The organism is Streptomyces sp. NPDC052064 (assembly GCF_055585925.1).
The window spans coordinates 82750-96796 of the sequence record NZ_JBVJJE010000002.1 but is presented as its reverse complement, the minus strand read 5'-3'; the positions used below and the strand labels follow the sequence as shown (position 1 = coordinate 96796).

The window sequence follows — 14047 nt, the reverse complement described above, 5'->3', positions numbered from 1 at the left end:
CGATCGACGGCCGTTGGGCTGAGCGCCTGCCGGTCGCCCGCCGTTGGGCTGAGCGCTCGTCAGTCGCCCGCCGTCCGGAAGGCGCTCACCGTGGCCTCCGGCTCGCCCGCCTCGCCCTTCAGGGCGACCTCGCCGTACGACCACGTGAGGTCGTGCGTGGCGGTGGCGCCGGGCAGGCCGAAGGACGCCTTCCGCACGGGGAGGCTCTGCGTGCCGCCCGCCTCGCCGCGGACGTAGGTGATCGTGAAGGAGGCGGTGGCGTCCTTGGCGAGCGGGAGCGACCGGGCCTCGTCCGGCTGGGCCGCCTGGTCCGCGGGCACGGAGGCCGTGCTGTCGTCGGCCACGAGGTCGACGGCGGGGAAGCCCTTCAGGGTGCACGGGGCGCCGTTGTTGGTGAGGGTGACGCTGACGTTGCCGGTGTCTCCGGCCGCCGGGGCGGCACCGGCCCCGACCTCCACGCCCAAGTCGCCGATCGCACAGGCTGAACCCCCCGGCCGGTCCGCGTTCTTGGCATCGCCGCCACCGGTCTTGGCATCGTCGCAGGCGGTCAGCAGGAGTGTCGCTGCGAGGGCGGCGGCAAGGGCGAGGGGAGGAAGGGTGCGCATGGGGTCCTCTGGTGCGTGATGGCGATGAGCGGTTCGGACGCCTGGATCATCTCGGACGCAGGGACCGTCACGCACCCGGGCAGGCCGCCCGCCGGGTCGGCCTCCAGAACCTCCGCCCCGTAGAACCCCCGCGCTCCTACCCGAGACCCCCCGTCGGCAGCCCGGTCGGCAGCTTCCCGCCCTCGGCCCTGGTGTACGTCTCCGCGCCGAGGCCGCCCTCCCAGGTGACCTTGAGGCTCTTGCCGTTCACGGAGTCGACCGTGCCGGTCGCCCGGTCCTTGCTGCCGTCCTTGCACTTCAGGCGGATCATCCGCGTCCCGGACTCCTCGCCCGCGGTGCCGGTGCACATGCTGCCGCCGGTGGCGAAGATCGCGGCCTGCTTGCCGGTGATCACCAGGGCCACGGCCTTGCCGCCGGTCGTCGCGAGCCAACTGCCGTCGAGCCCGCCGGCGTCCGACCCGTCGGAACCGGACCCGGAGGCCGAACCGGAGTCGCCGCCCGTCCCGGCGGACGCCGCGGCGGACGGGGCCGGGCTGGACGCCGAGTCGTCCCCGGAGCCGCCGTCACCGCTGCACGCGGACAGCACGAGCACGCCCGCCAGGCCCGCGGCAGCCGCCGCGAACCGCACACACCGACGCGTTCCCGGGTGACGCGCTCCCGGTCGACGCGAGAAGATCACCGAAGACACTGCAAGCCCCCAAGCTGTAGTCGGCCGACCGGCCCCGGCGGAGCCCGCCGACTCGTGCCGGAACGACCGCTGCAAGCTATCAGGGCCGGTCAAGAGCCCCCGGGGCGAACCCCCGGGGGCTTCTCGCCGGCCCGCCGGCGCCGGGAAGAGGCCCGGCTCACCAGGACGACTTGCGCACCCCCGGCAGATACCCCGCGTGCGCCTGCCCCCGCAGACTCACCCGGGACAGCCCGAACGCCCGGAAGTAACCGCGCGGACGTCCGTCCACCTGGTCCCGGTTGCGCACCCGCGTGGCGCTGGCGTCGCGCGGCTGCCTGCGCAGTTCCGCCTGCGCGGCGAGCCGTTCGGCGTCCGTCGACGACGGCCGCCGGATGATCTCCTTCAGCTCGGCCCGCCGGGCGGCGTACCGCGCGACGATCTCCTGCCGCCTGTCGTTCTTCGCGATCTTGCTCTTCTTCGCCATCAGACCTTCACTCCCCGGGCGCGGATCCGGGCGACGGCCGCCTCGACTCCGATCGTGTCGACTGTCTTGATCGCCCTGGCGCTCAGCCTCAGGCGTACGTGCCGGCCCTCGCTCGGCAGCCAGTAGCGCTTGGTCTGGATGTTGGGGTCGAACCGGCGTGACGTGCGCCGGTGGGAGTGCGAGATGCGGTTGCCGAAGCCGGGCTGGGTGCCGGTCAGCATGCAGTGCGCGGACATGTGGTGACGTACCTCTCTGACTCAGGAGATGTAAATGGAATTCATTTTCAGTAGCATAGCGGCATGGCACGCAACGAACTCCGGCCGGTCATCAAGCTCCGGTCCACGGCCGGGACCGGCTACACCTACGTGACCCGCAAGAACCGTCGCAACGACCCGGACCGACTGACCCTGCGCAAGTTCGATCCGGTCGTCGGCCGCCACGTCGACTTCCGAGAGGAGCGCTGACCATGCGCAAGGGAATGCACCCGGACTACGGTCCCGTCGTCTTCCGCGACCGTGCCGCGAACTACGCCTTCCTCACCCGCTCGACGATGACGAGCGAGAAGACGGTCGAGTGGGAGGACGGCAACACCTACCCGGTCGTGGACGTCGAGATCTCCGACGTCAGCCACCCCTTCTACACCGGCACCGCCCGCGTCCTGGACACCGCGGGGCGCGTGGAGCGCTTCGAGCGCCGGTACGGGAAGAAGGGCTGACCACCGTGGCTGTCCCTTCTGGGCTCCCCATCGTGATCGTCGGCGGACTGCACGCCGACGCCCGCAAGGCGGCCGTGGCCCGGCTGCTCGCCGACGTGCCCGGCGGCGTCGCGCTCCACCACGACCTGGCGACGGCCGCGGCCGGCACGGTCGTACGGACCGTCCGGGACGCCACCGGCGTCCTGGACGCGGGGGAGGCGCCGCTCGTCAACGACTGTGCCTGCTGCGCCCTGCGCGAGGACCTGGTCCCGGAGCTGGAGCGGCTCGCGGAGGCCGGGCGGACGCCCCTGGCCGTCGTCGAGCTGTGGGACTCCGTCGAGCCCAAGGCCATGGCCGAGGTCGTCACGGCCGGCGGGCTCACGGTCACCGGCGTGATCACCGCCGTCGACCCGGCCCTGGTCCTGCCGTACCTCGGCAACGGCGACGACCTGGCCGACGGCGGTCTCGCCGCCGCCGCCACCGACCAGCGCACGGTCGCCGACACCTTCGCCCGCCAGCTGGAGTACGCCCCCGTCCTCGCGATCGCCGAGTCCCCCGAGGCCGACGACGAGGACCGCGAGCTGCTCGCGCAGCTGCACCCGACGGCCCGCCGGGTCCCGATCGGCCACGGTGACCTGGAGGGCGCCCCCGCGCCCGGCGCCTTCGCGGCGGACACGCCTGACGGCCTGACCGTGCCGCCCCCGCGGCGCCGCCCGCTCTCGCCGCTGGCCGAGGCCGCCCTGGCCGGCTTCGACGTGGAGTCGGCGGCCGCCGCCCAGCACCCGGCCTGCGCCCTGCTTCCCGCCGAGGCCGACGCGCACGGTGTCTCCACCCTGGTCTGGCAGCAGCGCCGCCCCTTCCACCCGGAGCGGCTCTACGCCGCCCTGGAGGACCTGACCTGCGCGGCCGCCCGCAGCCGGGGCCGGTTCTGGCTCGCCGACAAGCCCGACACGCTGTTCCACTGGGACGCGGCGGGCGGGGCCCTGTGCGTGGAGAGCGCGGGGCCGTGGCTCGCCTCCCTGCCGGACGCGGCCTGGGAGATGGTCCCGCCGGTGCGCCGCGCCGCCGCCGCGCTCGACTGGCACCCCGAGCACGGCGACCGCGGCCAGCACCTGGTCTTCACCTCGCCCGGCCTCGACCGGGACGGCCTGGAGCGGCTGCTGGAGTTCTGCCTGCTGACCGACGCCGAGTACGCGGCCGGGCGCGATGCCTGGCAGCGGCTGCCGCACGCCTTCGACACCCTCCTGGAGGTCTGACCCGAGATGCCCCGCAAGATCGACCGCAAGCCCGTCAAGAACCGCCCCAACCCGCTGGACCAGGCCGGGATCGAGTACATCGACTACAAGGACACGGACCTGCTGCGGAAGTTCATCTCCGACCGCGGCAAGATCCGCAGCCGCCGGGTCACCCGGGTGTCGGCCCAGCAGCAGCGGCAGCTGGCCCGGGCGATCAAGAACGCGCGCGAGATGGCGCTGCTGCCGTACTCCAGCCGCTGAGGCGGTACGCCGGCTGCTGCCGCCGGATTCCCGCCGCTGCTGCCGTACGACGGCCGGGGCTGATCGCCTCCGGCCCGGGTGAGGTTCCCCACGCTTGACCGGTGGGGGACCTCATGCTTTGGTCGCGAGGCCGCACGGGACGCACGCCGGGCGGTCCGTCAGGGCCGGGTGGCCGACCGGGTGTCCGGCGATGGTGCGACCCCCGCACCGGCCACGCGGACGACCTCACGGTCATCCGCGTGGCCCATTTCTCCCCGCCCTCCGCATGCCGTGGTCGTCTTCCGTATGGAGGCCGGGCGGTCCCGCCCGAGGCTCCGGACCCCGCGCCCCAGCTCCCGCTTCTCCGGCCTCGCCACTGCCACGGCGCCGTACCCGCCGCCGAGCGGATGCTCCGCCTCCACGACACCTCCGCCGAACCCGCCGACTTCGTCGCAGGCGCCAGGGAACGCCCGGCGGTGGAGGGCCGTCAAACAGGCAAGAGCTTTCGGTAAAGCGGTCGTCAAAGCTGTAACCGGAGGACCACCCCGCGTGCACGTGCATCTGCCCATGCATCTGCACGTGAACAGGGCTATGATCCGGGTCAGTTGACCAACGCATCAATGGCCACACAAGCCAGTGCACCACCGGGGAGCGACCTGTGGACCACGACGTGTACAACGGTATGGCTGCCGCCGGGCTGCACGGTGTGGCCTGGCAGAAGAGCCGGCACAGCAACTCGCAGGGATCGTGCGTGGAGTTCGCCCGGCTGCCGGGCGGCGACGTGGCCGTCCGCAACTCGCGCTTCCCCGACGGTCCCGCGCTGGTCTACACCCGTGCGGAGATCGAGGCCATGCTGCTGGGTGTGAAGGACGGCGAGTTTGACCACTTGGTGGGCGGCTGACACCCCGACAGGCCCCCGCCTAAAAGGGGGCAATCGGTACTCAACGCGCCGTGACGCGCGTAGAACCGCGGCGTCAGGAAGCGCCGCGGTTTCTCATTTCGCGTTCGGCTCCGAACCGGGCCGCGGCAGCCGGAACAGCGCCCAGACCACCTTGCCGCTGAGCGCGCCCGCGAGCGGATGCCAGCCCCAGCTGTCGCTGAAGGAGTCGACGAGGAACAGCCCCCGGCCCGACTCGGCCGAGAAGTCGTCGGTCTCCCGGGCGACGGGACTGTCGTGACTGGGATCGCGCACCGCGCAGACCAGCCGCTCGGTCCACCGCATCAGGTGCAGCCGTACGGGAGGTTCCTGACCGGCGACGCACCGGGTGCTCGCCGGCAGGCCGTGCCGCAGGGCATTGGTGACGAGTTCCGAGGCCACCAGGCAGACGTCGTCGAAACGGTCGCCCATGTCCCACTGGTCGAGCGTTCCGCGGGTGAACTTCCGTGCCTCGCGCACCGCTTCGTAGCGGGCGGGCAGAGCGCAGGAGGCGGCGTCGGACACGGCCGCGGGATCCAGCGGCGGAAGGCCCTGCCGTAACGGCTCGAGCATGGTCGATCCATTCGTCCCCATGCGAGGCACTCCCGGGAATTCGCGGTCGGTGCGATGCGGCGGTGGTGCGAGACCATGGTTTCGGATGCGTAGAGCAGATGCAAGGGCAGATGCACGTGCAGGTGACCGGAATGAGTCGTCCCGTACCGCTTGTTGGTCAATTTTTCCGTCATCTTCGCGGCCCTGTCTGCCCGGTGTCTGCCCGTTCGCTTGTCCCTTCCTTGCTTCCACGCGCGTGCGTCCCCCGTCTCGATTCCGTTTCCGTAACCGGACGAGTACTGCTCGGAGTGTTTTAGTGGCAGACTTCGGCCCCTGAAGACGTTGGGGAGGCTGGCGAACGTGAGCGCGGGAGAGCCGGGATCGGTGGTGCGGCGCATGCTGCTCGGATCACAACTCAGGCGACTGCGTGAGGCGCGGGGCATCACGCGCGAGGCGGCGGGCTACTCGATCCGCGCCTCCGAGTCGAAGATCAGCCGGATGGAGTTGGGCCGGGTGAGCTTCAAGACCAGAGACGTCGAGGACCTGCTGACGCTGTACGGCATCACGGACGAACAGGAGCGCGCGTCCCTGCTCTCCCTGGCCAAGGAGGCCAACGTCGCGGGCTGGTGGCACAGTTACTCGGACGTGCTGCCCAGCTGGTTCCCCACCTACGTCGGCCTGGAGGGCGCCGCCTCGCTGATCCGGGCGTACGAGGTGCAGTTCGTGCACGGTCTGCTCCAGACCGAGGCGTACGCCCACGCGGTGGTCCGGAGGGGCATGCAGGGGGCGAGCGAGGCCGATGTCGAACGCCGTGTGGCGCTGCGCCTGGAGCGGCAGAAGTACCTCGTCGACGAGCGCGCTCCCGACTTCCACATCGTCCTGGACGAGGCCGCCCTGCGCCGCCCGTACGGCGACCGCGAGGTGATGCGCGGCCAGCTCCAGCACCTCATCGAGATCTCCGAGCGGCCCAACGTGCGGCTCCAGGTCATGCCGTTCAGCCTCGGCGGCCACTCCGGCGAAAGCGGTGCGTTCACGATCCTCAGCTTCCCGGAGTCCGACCTGTCGGACGTCGTCTACCTGGAGCAGCTCACCAGCGCCCTGTACCTGGACAAGCCCGAGGACGTCGGCCAGTACGAGAAGGCGCTCAAGGAGCTCCAGAGCGACAGCCCGGGCCCTTCGGAGAGCCGGGATCTTCTCCGGGGGCTCCTCCAACTCTCCTGAAACACAACTACGATGACGTGTGATCAGATCGTGAAGGCGCGATCGAGGGTCTTAGGGATCGAGGGATCACATGTCGTCGTCCTACTTCACCGACCTTGCACAGCAGTACATCGACGGTGAGTGGCGCCCGGGTACCGGTTCCTGGGACATCATCGACTTCAACCCGTACGACGACGAGAAGCTGGCGTCGATCACGATAGCCACGGTCGACGAGGTCGACCAGGCGTACCGGGCAGCCGCCCGTGCCCAGAAGCAGTGGGCCGCGACCAACCCCTACGCCCGCCGTGCCGTCTTCGAGAAGGCCCTGAGGCTCATCGAGGAGCGCGAGGCCGAGATATCCGAGGCGATCATCGCCGAGCTCGGCGGGACGCGTCTGAAGGCCGCCTTCGAACTGCACCTGGCCAAGGAGTTCCTGCGCGAGGCGGTCCAGCTGGCGCTGCGCCCGGAGGGCCGGATCCTTCCCTCGCCGGTGGACGGCAAGGAGAACCGCGTCTACCGCGTGCCGGTCGGTGTCGTGGGCGTGATCAGCCCCTTCAACTTCCCGTTCCTGCTCTCGATCAAGTCCGTCGCCCCGGCGCTCGCGCTCGGCAACGCCGTGGTGCTCAAGCCGCACCAGAACACGCCGGTCGTCGGCGGCTCCCTGGTCGCGAAGATCTTCGAGGACGCGGGGCTGCCCGGCGGTCTGCTGAACGTCGTCATCACCGACATCGCGGAGATCGGCGACGCCTTCCTCGAGCACCCGGTGCCCAAGGTCATCTCCTTCACCGGCTCCGACCAGGTCGGCCGGCACGTCGCGACCGTCTGCGCCCGGCAGTTCAAGCGTTCGGTGCTCGAACTGGGCGGCAACAGCGCGCTGGTGGTCCTCGACGACGCCGACATCGACTACGCGGTCGACGCGGCCGTCTTCAGCCGGTACGTCCATCAGGGCCAGGTCTGCATGGCCGCCAACCGCGTCCTGGTCGACCGGTCCGTCGCCGACGAGTTCACCGCGAAGTTCGTCGCCAAGGTGAAGACCCTCAAGGCGGGCGACCCACGCGACCCGGAGACCGTCATCGGCCCGGTCATCAACTCCTCGCAGGCGGACGCCGTCTCCGGCGCGGTCGAGCAGGCCCTCGCCGAGGGCGCCACGGCCCTGGTGCGCGGCGGGCGCACCGACAACCTCGTCGAGCCGTCCGTCCTGACCGGCCTCCCCGCCGACTCGGCCCTGCTGCGGCAGGAGGTCTTCGGCCCGGTCGCCTTCCTCGTCCCGTTCGACGGCGAGGAGGAGGCCGTACGCCTCGTCAACGACACCCCGTACGGCCTGAGCGGCGCCGTCCACACCGGTGACATCGAGCGCGGCGTGAACTTCGCCAAGCAGATCGACACCGGCATGTTCCACGTGAACGACGGCACCGTCCACGACGAGCCGATCGTCCCCTTCGGCGGCGAGAAGCACTCCGGCCTCGGCCGGCTCAACGGCGAGACCATGCTGGACTCGTTCACCACGACCAAGTGGATCTCGGTGCAGCACGGCCGGAGCGGGTTCCCGTTCTGATCCCTTCGGCACGCCGGGCCCTTGCGGACAGAATCTGACCGCAAGGGCCCGTAGCTTCGTCGGTGTCGGGGGAGAGGCCCCCGGATCCGGCGAAAGGCGGCGGTCATGGTCACTCACGTTCCCGCGGAGGCGCACGGCGACGAGCGCGGAGCGCTGCTCTCCTTCATCGAGGAGCAGCGCGGCGGCATCCGGCGGGCGGTGCTGGGGCTGACCGACGAGCAGGCCGTGAGCACGCCCAGCGCCAGTGAGCTGTCCCTCGCCGGGCTGGTCAAGCACGTCGCCGAGGTCGAGCAGATGTGGGTCTCCCTGGCCAAGGGCGAGCCGCCGGCCGTCGAGCGGGACCAGAGCAACTGGCACGAGTGCTTCCGGCTGGTCGAGGGCGAGACCGTCGAGTCGCAGCTGGCGTACTGGGAGAAGGTCGCCGCCGAGACGGAGGACTTCGTCCGCTCGGTGCCGAGCCTCGACGACACGTTCGCGCTGCCGCCCCAGCCCTGGTTCCCGCCGGACGGCCGGGTCTCCATGCGCTGGCTGTGCCTGCACCTGATCCGCGAGACGGCGCGGCACGCCGGCCACGCCGACATCATCCGTGAGTCGCTGGACGGCAGGACGGCCTTCGAGCTGGTGGCCGCGGAACAGCAGGCGGTGGCCGGGTCCTAATCTGGACCGCATGTCAGCGATCCGTCTCCTCGTGCTCGGCGCGGTCCGCATGCACGGGCGGGCCCACGGCTACCAGGTGCGCAACGACCTGGAGTACTGGGGCGCGCACGAGTGGTCCAACGCCAAGCCCGGCTCGATCTACCACGCCCTGAAGCAGATGGCGAAGCAGGGACTGCTGCACGCGCACGAGATCGCCCCGTCCACGGCCGGCGGCCCGCCGCGCACGGAGTACGAGATCACCGGGCCGGGGGCCGAAGAGTACTTCCGGCTGCTGCGCGAGGCGCTGGTCACGTACGACCAGCGGGGGGACGTGAAGACGGCCGCCGTCGGCTTCGTCGTCGACCTGCCGCGGGCGGAGGCGATCGCGCTGCTGAAGGAGCGCACCCTGCGGATCGAGCAGTGGCGGGCCTCCGTCCTGGAGCACTACGTCCCCGAGGAGGGGCCCGAACAACTGGGCCACATCGGCGAGATCATGAACATGTGGGTCCACACGGCCGACTCCGAGGCCGAGTGGACCCGCGGTCTCATCGAGCGCATCGAGGGCGGCGCGTACACCTTCGCCGACGAGGGCGACCCGTTCGTCGGCGTGCTGGCCAAGGGCGAGGAGAACCCGTACGCGACGGGGGAGCGGCATCCCGGGGACGACCACTAATCAAATTTGACGAATGGGCGAGGCGGGGTTACCTTCGCTCCTGTAGTCAAGTTTGACTAGCGAGGAGGCTCAGTGGCCGACGCGGCGATCACCGTCGAAGGCGCGGAGAAGAGATACGGCGGCAAGAAGGCGCTGGACGGGCTCGGCCTGAGGGTCGCGCGCGGCACGGTGCACGGGGTGCTCGGCCCGAACGGCGCGGGCAAGACCACCCTGGTGAGGGTCCTGTCCACGCTGCTGCGACCCGACGCGGGCCGGATCGAGGTGGCCGGCCACGACGTGGTGCGCGAGGCGTACGCCGTACGGCTGCGCATCGGCCTGCTCGGCCAGCACGCCGCGCTCGACGAGGAGCTCGGCGGACGGCAGAACCTGGAGTTGTTCGGCCGGCTGCACCACCTGGGCGCGAGGCGGGCACGCGCGCGTGCCGACGAGCTCCTGGAGCGCTTCGACCTGGCCGACACCGGCCGCAAGGCGGTCCGGCAGTACAGCGGCGGCATGCGGCGCCGCCTGGACCTCGCGGCCTCCCTGATCACCGAACCGGAGGTGCTGTTCCTGGACGAGCCGACCACCGGCCTCGACCCGCGCGGCCGCGCCGAGGTCTGGGACTCCGTCCGCTCCCTGGTCGGCGGCGGTACGACGGTCCTGCTCACCACGCAGTACCTGGAGGAGGCCGACCAGCTCGCCGACCGCATCTCGGTCGTCGACGCCGGCCGGGTCATCGCCGAGGGCACGGCGGACGAGCTGAAGGCGGAGACCGGCGGCGACCGCATCGACGTGGTCCTGCGAGACGCGGCCCAACTGGGCGCGGCCGTCGCCCTGCTGCCCCTCACGGGGGTCACGGTCGACACCGACCGGCGCCTCCTGAGCGCCCCGGTGACCGACCGCATGGAGGCGCTCTCCGGGGTCGTACGGGCCCTTCAGGAGGCCGGCATCGAGGCGGAGGACGTCGCCCTGCGCCGCCCGACGCTGGACGAGGTGTTCCTGCACCTCACCGGAGACGAACGCCGAGTGAAGGAGGCCGCGTGACCGCCCACGCCCTGACCGACTCCTGGACCATGACCCGCCGGGAACTCGCCCGCTGGGCGCGGCAGCCGGTCCAGCTGATCGTCAACCTCGTCTTCCCGGTGATGCTGCTGCTCATGTTCGGCTACCTGATCGGCGGCGGCCGGGGAGTGAGCGGTGAGTACCGCGACTACCTGATCCCCGGCATGCTCGCGCTCACCATGGCCTTCGGCCTGGAAGGCACGATGATCGCCGTCACCCGGGACCTCGACAAGGGTGTCATCGACCGCTTCCGCTCGATGCCCATGGCCAACGGAGCGGTACTGGTGGGCCGTTCGGCCGCCGACATGCTCCAGTCGGCGATGGCCCTGGTGGTGCTCATCGGCGTGGGCGCCGCGCTCGGCTGGCGGGTCCACGGCGGTCCGGTGGCCTTCCTGGGCGCCGTGGGTCTGCTGCTCCTGTTCCGGTTCGCCATGCTGTGGGTCGGCATCCACCTGGCGCTGGTGGCCGGGAAGCCGGAGATGGTCCAGGCCGTGCAGATCCTGGTCTGGCCGATCGGCTTCCTGTCCAACGCCCTGGCCCTCCCCGACACCATGCCCGGCTGGCTGGGCACGGTCGTCGAGTGGAACCCGATGTCCCACACGGCCACGGCCGTACGGGACCTGTTCGGCACCCCCGGCGCGGAATCCGGGCACGTGTGGGCGGCGATCGTCTGGCCCCTGGCCCTGCTGGCGGTGTTCTTCCCGCTGGCGGTACGGAGGTTCGGGCGGCTGAGCCGCTAGTGATGGAACCCGGTGGCCGCGCCCTTGTCCTGGGTGAAGGGGCGCGGCTGCCGGCGCAGCTCCGGCAGCAGGCGTTCCAGGTCCTGCGTGAGGAGTTCGGCGAGGTCGGCCGAGAAGCCGTTGCGGCACACCACCCGCAGCACGGACAGGTCCTCCCGGTGCGGCGGGAAGGTGTACGCGGGCACCAGCCAGCCGCTCTCGCGCAGCCGTCGCGAGACGTCGAAGACGTCGTACGACGTCACGTCCGGCGCGGTCGTGAAGGCGAACACCGGCAACTGGTCGCCCCGGGTCAGCAGCCGGAAGTCGCCCAGCGCCTCGATCCGCGCGGCCATGCCCGTGGCCACGTCCCGCGCGGCCTGCTGCACGGCCCGGTAGCCGTCCCGGCCCAGCCGCAGGAACGTGTAGTACTGCGCCACGACCTGGGCGCCGGGCCGGGAGAAGTTCAGCGCGAACGTCGGCATGTCGCCGCCCAGGTAGTTCACCCGGAACACCAGCTCCTCCGGCAGCGCGTCCGCGTCCCGCCACAGCGCCCAGCCGACACCCGGGTACACAAGGCCGTACTTGTGCCCCGAGGTGTTGATCGACGCCACCCTCGGCAGCCGGAAGTCCCACACCAGGTCCTCGTCGAGGAACGGCGCGACCATGGCACCGGACGCCCCGTCGACATGCACGGCGATGTCGAGCCCGGTCCGCTCCTGCACCGCGTCCAGTGCCGCGCACAGCTCGGCGATCGGCTCGTAGGACCCGTCGAAGGTCGAGCCCAGGATCCCGACGACCCCGATGGTGTTCTCGTCGCACAGCCCGGCCGCGGCCTGCGGGTCCAGATGGAACCGCTCGCCCTCCATGGGTACCAGCCGGGCCTCCACCTCCCAGAAGTTGCAGAACTTCTCCCAGCAGACCTGCACGTTCACGCCCATCACCAGATTGGGCCGGGCCCCCGGGTACCGGTCGGCGTTGCGCCGCGCCCACCGCCGCTTCAGCGCCATCCCGGCGAGCATGCACGCCTCGCTCGACCCGGTCGTCGAACAGCCCACGGCCGCCGCCGGATCGGGCGCGTGCCACAGGTCGGCGAGCATCGCCACGCACCGCCGCTCCAGTTCGGCCGTGCGCGGGTACTCGTCCTTGTCGATCATGTTCTTGTCCCGGCACTCCGCCATCAGCACCCCGGCCTCCGGCTCCATCCAGGTGGTGACGAAGGTGGCGAGGTTCAGCCGCGCGTTGCCGTCGAGCATCAGCTCGTCGCGGACCAGCTGGTGGGCGGTCACCGGTGCCATCGGCTGGTCCGGGAGCCGGTGCGTGGGCGGGGCCTCGGCCATGTCGCCGACCGGGTTGGCGGGGCCGTAGAAGGGATTGACGGACAGGCGGCGTTCGCCGGGCTGACGGGGGCCTTCGTTCAGTGGCATGAGGGACTCCAGACGGGTTGGCGGAGGGGTGTGGCGTCATCGGACGGGCGTCCCGTCCGGCCGTAGTTGCATCTGCGGCCGCCCCGTCACCAGCAGCCAGGCCGGCAGCGAGGCGACGCAGAGCAGGGCGAGGATCCCCGGCGAGGCGACCAGCACCGCAGCGACGAACAGGCTGATCCAGCCCTGCCGGGTGATGGCCAGCAGCATCCCGAGCACCCCGGCGGACACACCCACCGACGGGTGCACCCCGGACACCAGGGCGTGCGCGCACAGCCCGAGGGCGGTGCCGGCGAACACGGCCGGGAAGATGCGCCCGCCGCGGAACCCGCAGGACGCGGCGACGAGCAGCGCGGCCAGCTTCACCACCGTCATGACGGCGAACTGCCCGGCCGACCAGCCGTCCGGGGAGCGTGCCAGCTCGGCGATCTCGTCGAGCCCCTTGAACAGCGTCAGATGGCCGCCCAGGGCCGCGAGACAGCCCAGCACGGCCCCGCCCGCCGGGAGCATCAGCATCGGGTGCCGCAGCCGGCGGAAGACCCCGTGGACGTACGGGAAGGCGCGCACGGCGCACATGCCGAGCAGCGCGCCCGCCGCGGCGACCACGACAGCCGCCAGCAGGTCCGCCCAGCCCGGCCGGCCGATGGACGGCAGGTCCAGGTCGAAGCTCGGGTGGTCGATGAGCGTGGCGGTCAGGGCACCGGCCGCGGCGGCGGTCAGCGGCGCGAACAGGTTGTCCCACAGCAGGCCGCGCGTCTCCTGCCGGGCCAGCACCTCGGAGATCACCAGGGCTGCGGCCACGGGGGTGCCGAACAGGGCGCCGAGCGTCGCCGCCTCCGCCAGTGCCGGCCAGATCCGGCCCGGCGCCCGGGGGAGGGCCCGGCCGCCCAGCCAGACCGCCAGGCCGACGTTCACGGTGATGATCGGGTTCTCGGGGCCCAGGCTCGGCCCGCCGGCCAGCATCAGCGCGGTCGCCAGCAGCAGGCCCGGCAGCACGACGGGCGGCAGGACCGGGGCGTCCAGACCGACGGTGGCCGGATCGGGGCCCGCGTGACCCGGCACCTTCCACACCACCAGCCCGACCGCGACGCCGGTCGCGACGAGCATCACGAACATCCACGCCACCGAGTACCGGCCGATCCCCAGCGCGTCCGGCACGGTACGCCACAGCACGCCCTGGAGCTCCTCGGCGGCGACTTCCACCCCCACCAGAAGCAGGCTGGACACCACCCCCACGGCCAGGGCGGGCAGGATCGACGGCAGCAGGGCGCGGGCGGGAGTCGCGGGGGTGACGGAGGGCGCCTGCCGCGCGGAGTCCTGGACCACGGGCACACGATAAACGGATCAAACAGAACAAACCGGAAACACGCTTGCACCTCACGTGGCGTGAGGACCCACTGTGAAGCACG

Annotated in this window: 18 protein-coding genes; 11 read left to right on the top strand and 7 right to left on the bottom strand. The window is 71.5% G+C overall.

The window, feature by feature from the left end:
• Positions 1-59: 59 nt before the first annotated feature.
• The 4 genes from ACZ6TU_RS05060 to rpmB all read right to left on the bottom strand — a co-directional run bounded on the left by ACZ6TU_RS05060 (position 60) and on the right by rpmB (position 1992).
• Positions 60-605 carry a DUF4232 domain-containing protein gene (locus ACZ6TU_RS05060; protein ID WP_467675017.1) on the bottom strand — a complete coding sequence of 182 codons (546 nt, stop codon included), beginning with the start codon at positions 603-605 and terminating at the stop codon, positions 60-62.
• A 136-nt stretch (positions 606-741) separates the two neighbouring features.
• Entirely contained in the window at positions 742-1233 is a 492-nt protein-coding gene (locus ACZ6TU_RS05055; protein WP_467675019.1) for a hypothetical protein, read from the bottom strand.
• Positions 1234-1450: 217 nt separating this feature from the next.
• Entirely contained in the window at positions 1451-1756 is a 306-nt protein-coding gene (rpsN, locus tag ACZ6TU_RS05050; protein ID WP_030235946.1) for a 30S ribosomal protein S14, read from the bottom strand.
• The gene (gene rpmB, locus ACZ6TU_RS05045) at positions 1756-1992 is read right to left on the bottom strand and encodes a 50S ribosomal protein L28 (protein WP_467675022.1); all 237 of its coding nucleotides are present in this window, start codon (positions 1990-1992) and stop codon (positions 1756-1758) included. The genes rpsN and rpmB overlap by 1 nt, the downstream gene beginning before the upstream one ends.
• 63 nt (positions 1993-2055) lie before the next feature.
• On the opposite strand from rpmB, the gene rpmG reads away from it, so the two are divergent.
• The 5 genes from rpmG (at position 2056) to ACZ6TU_RS05020 (ending at position 4826) form a co-directional block, all read left to right on the top strand.
• Entirely contained in the window at positions 2056-2220 is a 165-nt protein-coding gene (rpmG, locus tag ACZ6TU_RS05040; RefSeq protein WP_010044249.1) for a 50S ribosomal protein L33, read from the top strand.
• A gap of 2 nt (positions 2221-2222) precedes the next feature.
• Positions 2223-2471 carry a type B 50S ribosomal protein L31 gene (locus tag ACZ6TU_RS05035; RefSeq protein ID WP_467675024.1) on the top strand — a complete coding sequence of 83 codons (249 nt, stop codon included), beginning with the start codon at positions 2223-2225 and terminating at the stop codon, positions 2469-2471.
• A gap of 5 nt (positions 2472-2476) precedes the next feature.
• Complete coding sequence (locus tag ACZ6TU_RS05030; RefSeq protein ID WP_467675026.1) at positions 2477-3706, top strand: CobW family GTP-binding protein; 1230 nt, start codon at positions 2477-2479, stop codon at positions 3704-3706.
• Positions 3707-3712: 6 nt separating this feature from the next.
• Positions 3713-3946, top strand: coding sequence for a 30S ribosomal protein S18 (gene rpsR / locus ACZ6TU_RS05025; RefSeq protein WP_059419099.1), 234 nt, complete (start codon positions 3713-3715; stop codon positions 3944-3946).
• Positions 3947-4607: 661 nt separating this feature from the next.
• Positions 4608-4826 carry a DUF397 domain-containing protein gene (locus tag ACZ6TU_RS05020; protein WP_045296613.1) on the top strand — a complete coding sequence of 73 codons (219 nt, stop codon included), beginning with the start codon at positions 4608-4610 and terminating at the stop codon, positions 4824-4826.
• Between the two features lie 93 nt (positions 4827-4919).
• Here the strand turns inward: ACZ6TU_RS05020 and ACZ6TU_RS05015 are convergent, their stop codons facing one another.
• Positions 4920-5435, bottom strand: a complete 516-nt coding sequence (locus tag ACZ6TU_RS05015) for an ATP-binding protein (protein WP_467675028.1) — start codon at positions 5433-5435, stop codon at positions 4920-4922.
• Between the two features lie 354 nt (positions 5436-5789).
• Here ACZ6TU_RS05015 and ACZ6TU_RS05010 point away from each other — a divergent pair, with 354 nt between their 5' ends.
• From ACZ6TU_RS05010 to ACZ6TU_RS04985, 6 genes are all read left to right on the top strand, one after another.
• Positions 5790-6614, top strand: coding sequence for a helix-turn-helix domain-containing protein (locus ACZ6TU_RS05010; RefSeq protein WP_467675185.1), 825 nt, complete (start codon positions 5790-5792; stop codon positions 6612-6614).
• A gap of 70 nt (positions 6615-6684) precedes the next feature.
• A complete protein-coding gene (locus tag ACZ6TU_RS05005; protein WP_467675030.1) occupies positions 6685-8148 on the top strand; it encodes an aldehyde dehydrogenase family protein in 1464 nt (487 codons plus the stop codon).
• 105 nt (positions 8149-8253) lie between these two features.
• On the top strand, positions 8254-8805 hold the full coding sequence (locus ACZ6TU_RS05000) for a DinB family protein (RefSeq protein ID WP_469546740.1): 552 nt from the start codon (positions 8254-8256) through the stop codon (positions 8803-8805).
• 10 nt (positions 8806-8815) lie between these two features.
• Positions 8816-9457, top strand: a complete 642-nt coding sequence (locus ACZ6TU_RS04995; RefSeq protein WP_469546738.1) for a PadR family transcriptional regulator — start codon at positions 8816-8818, stop codon at positions 9455-9457.
• A gap of 72 nt (positions 9458-9529) precedes the next feature.
• Positions 9530-10480: an ATP-binding cassette domain-containing protein gene (locus ACZ6TU_RS04990; RefSeq protein WP_467675036.1), complete on the top strand. Its 951-nt coding sequence runs from the start codon at positions 9530-9532 to the stop codon at positions 10478-10480.
• Positions 10477-11238: an ABC transporter permease gene (locus tag ACZ6TU_RS04985; RefSeq protein WP_467675038.1), complete on the top strand. Its 762-nt coding sequence runs from the start codon at positions 10477-10479 to the stop codon at positions 11236-11238. The genes ACZ6TU_RS04990 and ACZ6TU_RS04985 overlap by 4 nt, the downstream gene beginning before the upstream one ends.
• On the opposite strand, the gene ACZ6TU_RS04980 is transcribed toward ACZ6TU_RS04985, so the two are convergent.
• Both ACZ6TU_RS04980 and ACZ6TU_RS04975 read right to left on the bottom strand, forming a co-directional pair.
• A complete protein-coding gene (locus ACZ6TU_RS04980; protein ID WP_467675039.1) occupies positions 11235-12641 on the bottom strand; it encodes a glutamate decarboxylase in 1407 nt (468 codons plus the stop codon). The genes ACZ6TU_RS04985 and ACZ6TU_RS04980 overlap by 4 nt on opposite strands.
• Before the next feature lie 36 nt (positions 12642-12677).
• On the bottom strand, positions 12678-13964 hold the full coding sequence (locus ACZ6TU_RS04975; RefSeq protein WP_467675041.1) for an ion channel protein: 1287 nt from the start codon (positions 13962-13964) through the stop codon (positions 12678-12680).
• Between the last annotated feature and the right edge of the window lie 83 nt (positions 13965-14047).

Bases quoted from the DNA above. Each gene is read 5' to 3' on its own strand.
- ACZ6TU_RS05005 (WP_467675030.1), top strand. From the start codon at position 6,685: ATGTCGTCGTCCTACTTCACCGACCTTGCACAGCAGTACATCGACGGT.
- ACZ6TU_RS04980 (WP_467675039.1), bottom strand. From the start codon at position 12,641: ATGCCACTGAACGAAGGCCCCCGTCAGCCCGGCGAACGCCGCCTGTCC.
- rpsR (WP_059419099.1), top strand. From the start codon at position 3,713: ATGCCCCGCAAGATCGACCGCAAGCCCGTCAAGAACCGCCCCAACCCG.
- ACZ6TU_RS05035 (WP_467675024.1), top strand. From the start codon at position 2,223: ATGCGCAAGGGAATGCACCCGGACTACGGTCCCGTCGTCTTCCGCGAC.
- ACZ6TU_RS05000 (WP_469546740.1), top strand. From the start codon at position 8,254: ATGGTCACTCACGTTCCCGCGGAGGCGCACGGCGACGAGCGCGGAGCG.
- rpmB (WP_467675022.1), bottom strand. From the start codon at position 1,992: ATGTCCGCGCACTGCATGCTGACCGGCACCCAGCCCGGCTTCGGCAAC.
- rpsN (WP_030235946.1), bottom strand. From the start codon at position 1,756: ATGGCGAAGAAGAGCAAGATCGCGAAGAACGACAGGCGGCAGGAGATC.
- ACZ6TU_RS04995 (WP_469546738.1), top strand. From the start codon at position 8,816: ATGTCAGCGATCCGTCTCCTCGTGCTCGGCGCGGTCCGCATGCACGGG.
- ACZ6TU_RS05060 (WP_467675017.1), bottom strand. From the start codon at position 605: ATGCGCACCCTTCCTCCCCTCGCCCTTGCCGCCGCCCTCGCAGCGACA.
- ACZ6TU_RS05015 (WP_467675028.1), bottom strand. From the start codon at position 5,435: ATGGGGACGAATGGATCGACCATGCTCGAGCCGTTACGGCAGGGCCTT.
- ACZ6TU_RS05020 (WP_045296613.1), top strand. From the start codon at position 4,608: ATGGCTGCCGCCGGGCTGCACGGTGTGGCCTGGCAGAAGAGCCGGCAC.
- ACZ6TU_RS05010 (WP_467675185.1), top strand. From the start codon at position 5,790: ATGCTGCTCGGATCACAACTCAGGCGACTGCGTGAGGCGCGGGGCATC.
- rpmG (WP_010044249.1), top strand. From the start codon at position 2,056: ATGGCACGCAACGAACTCCGGCCGGTCATCAAGCTCCGGTCCACGGCC.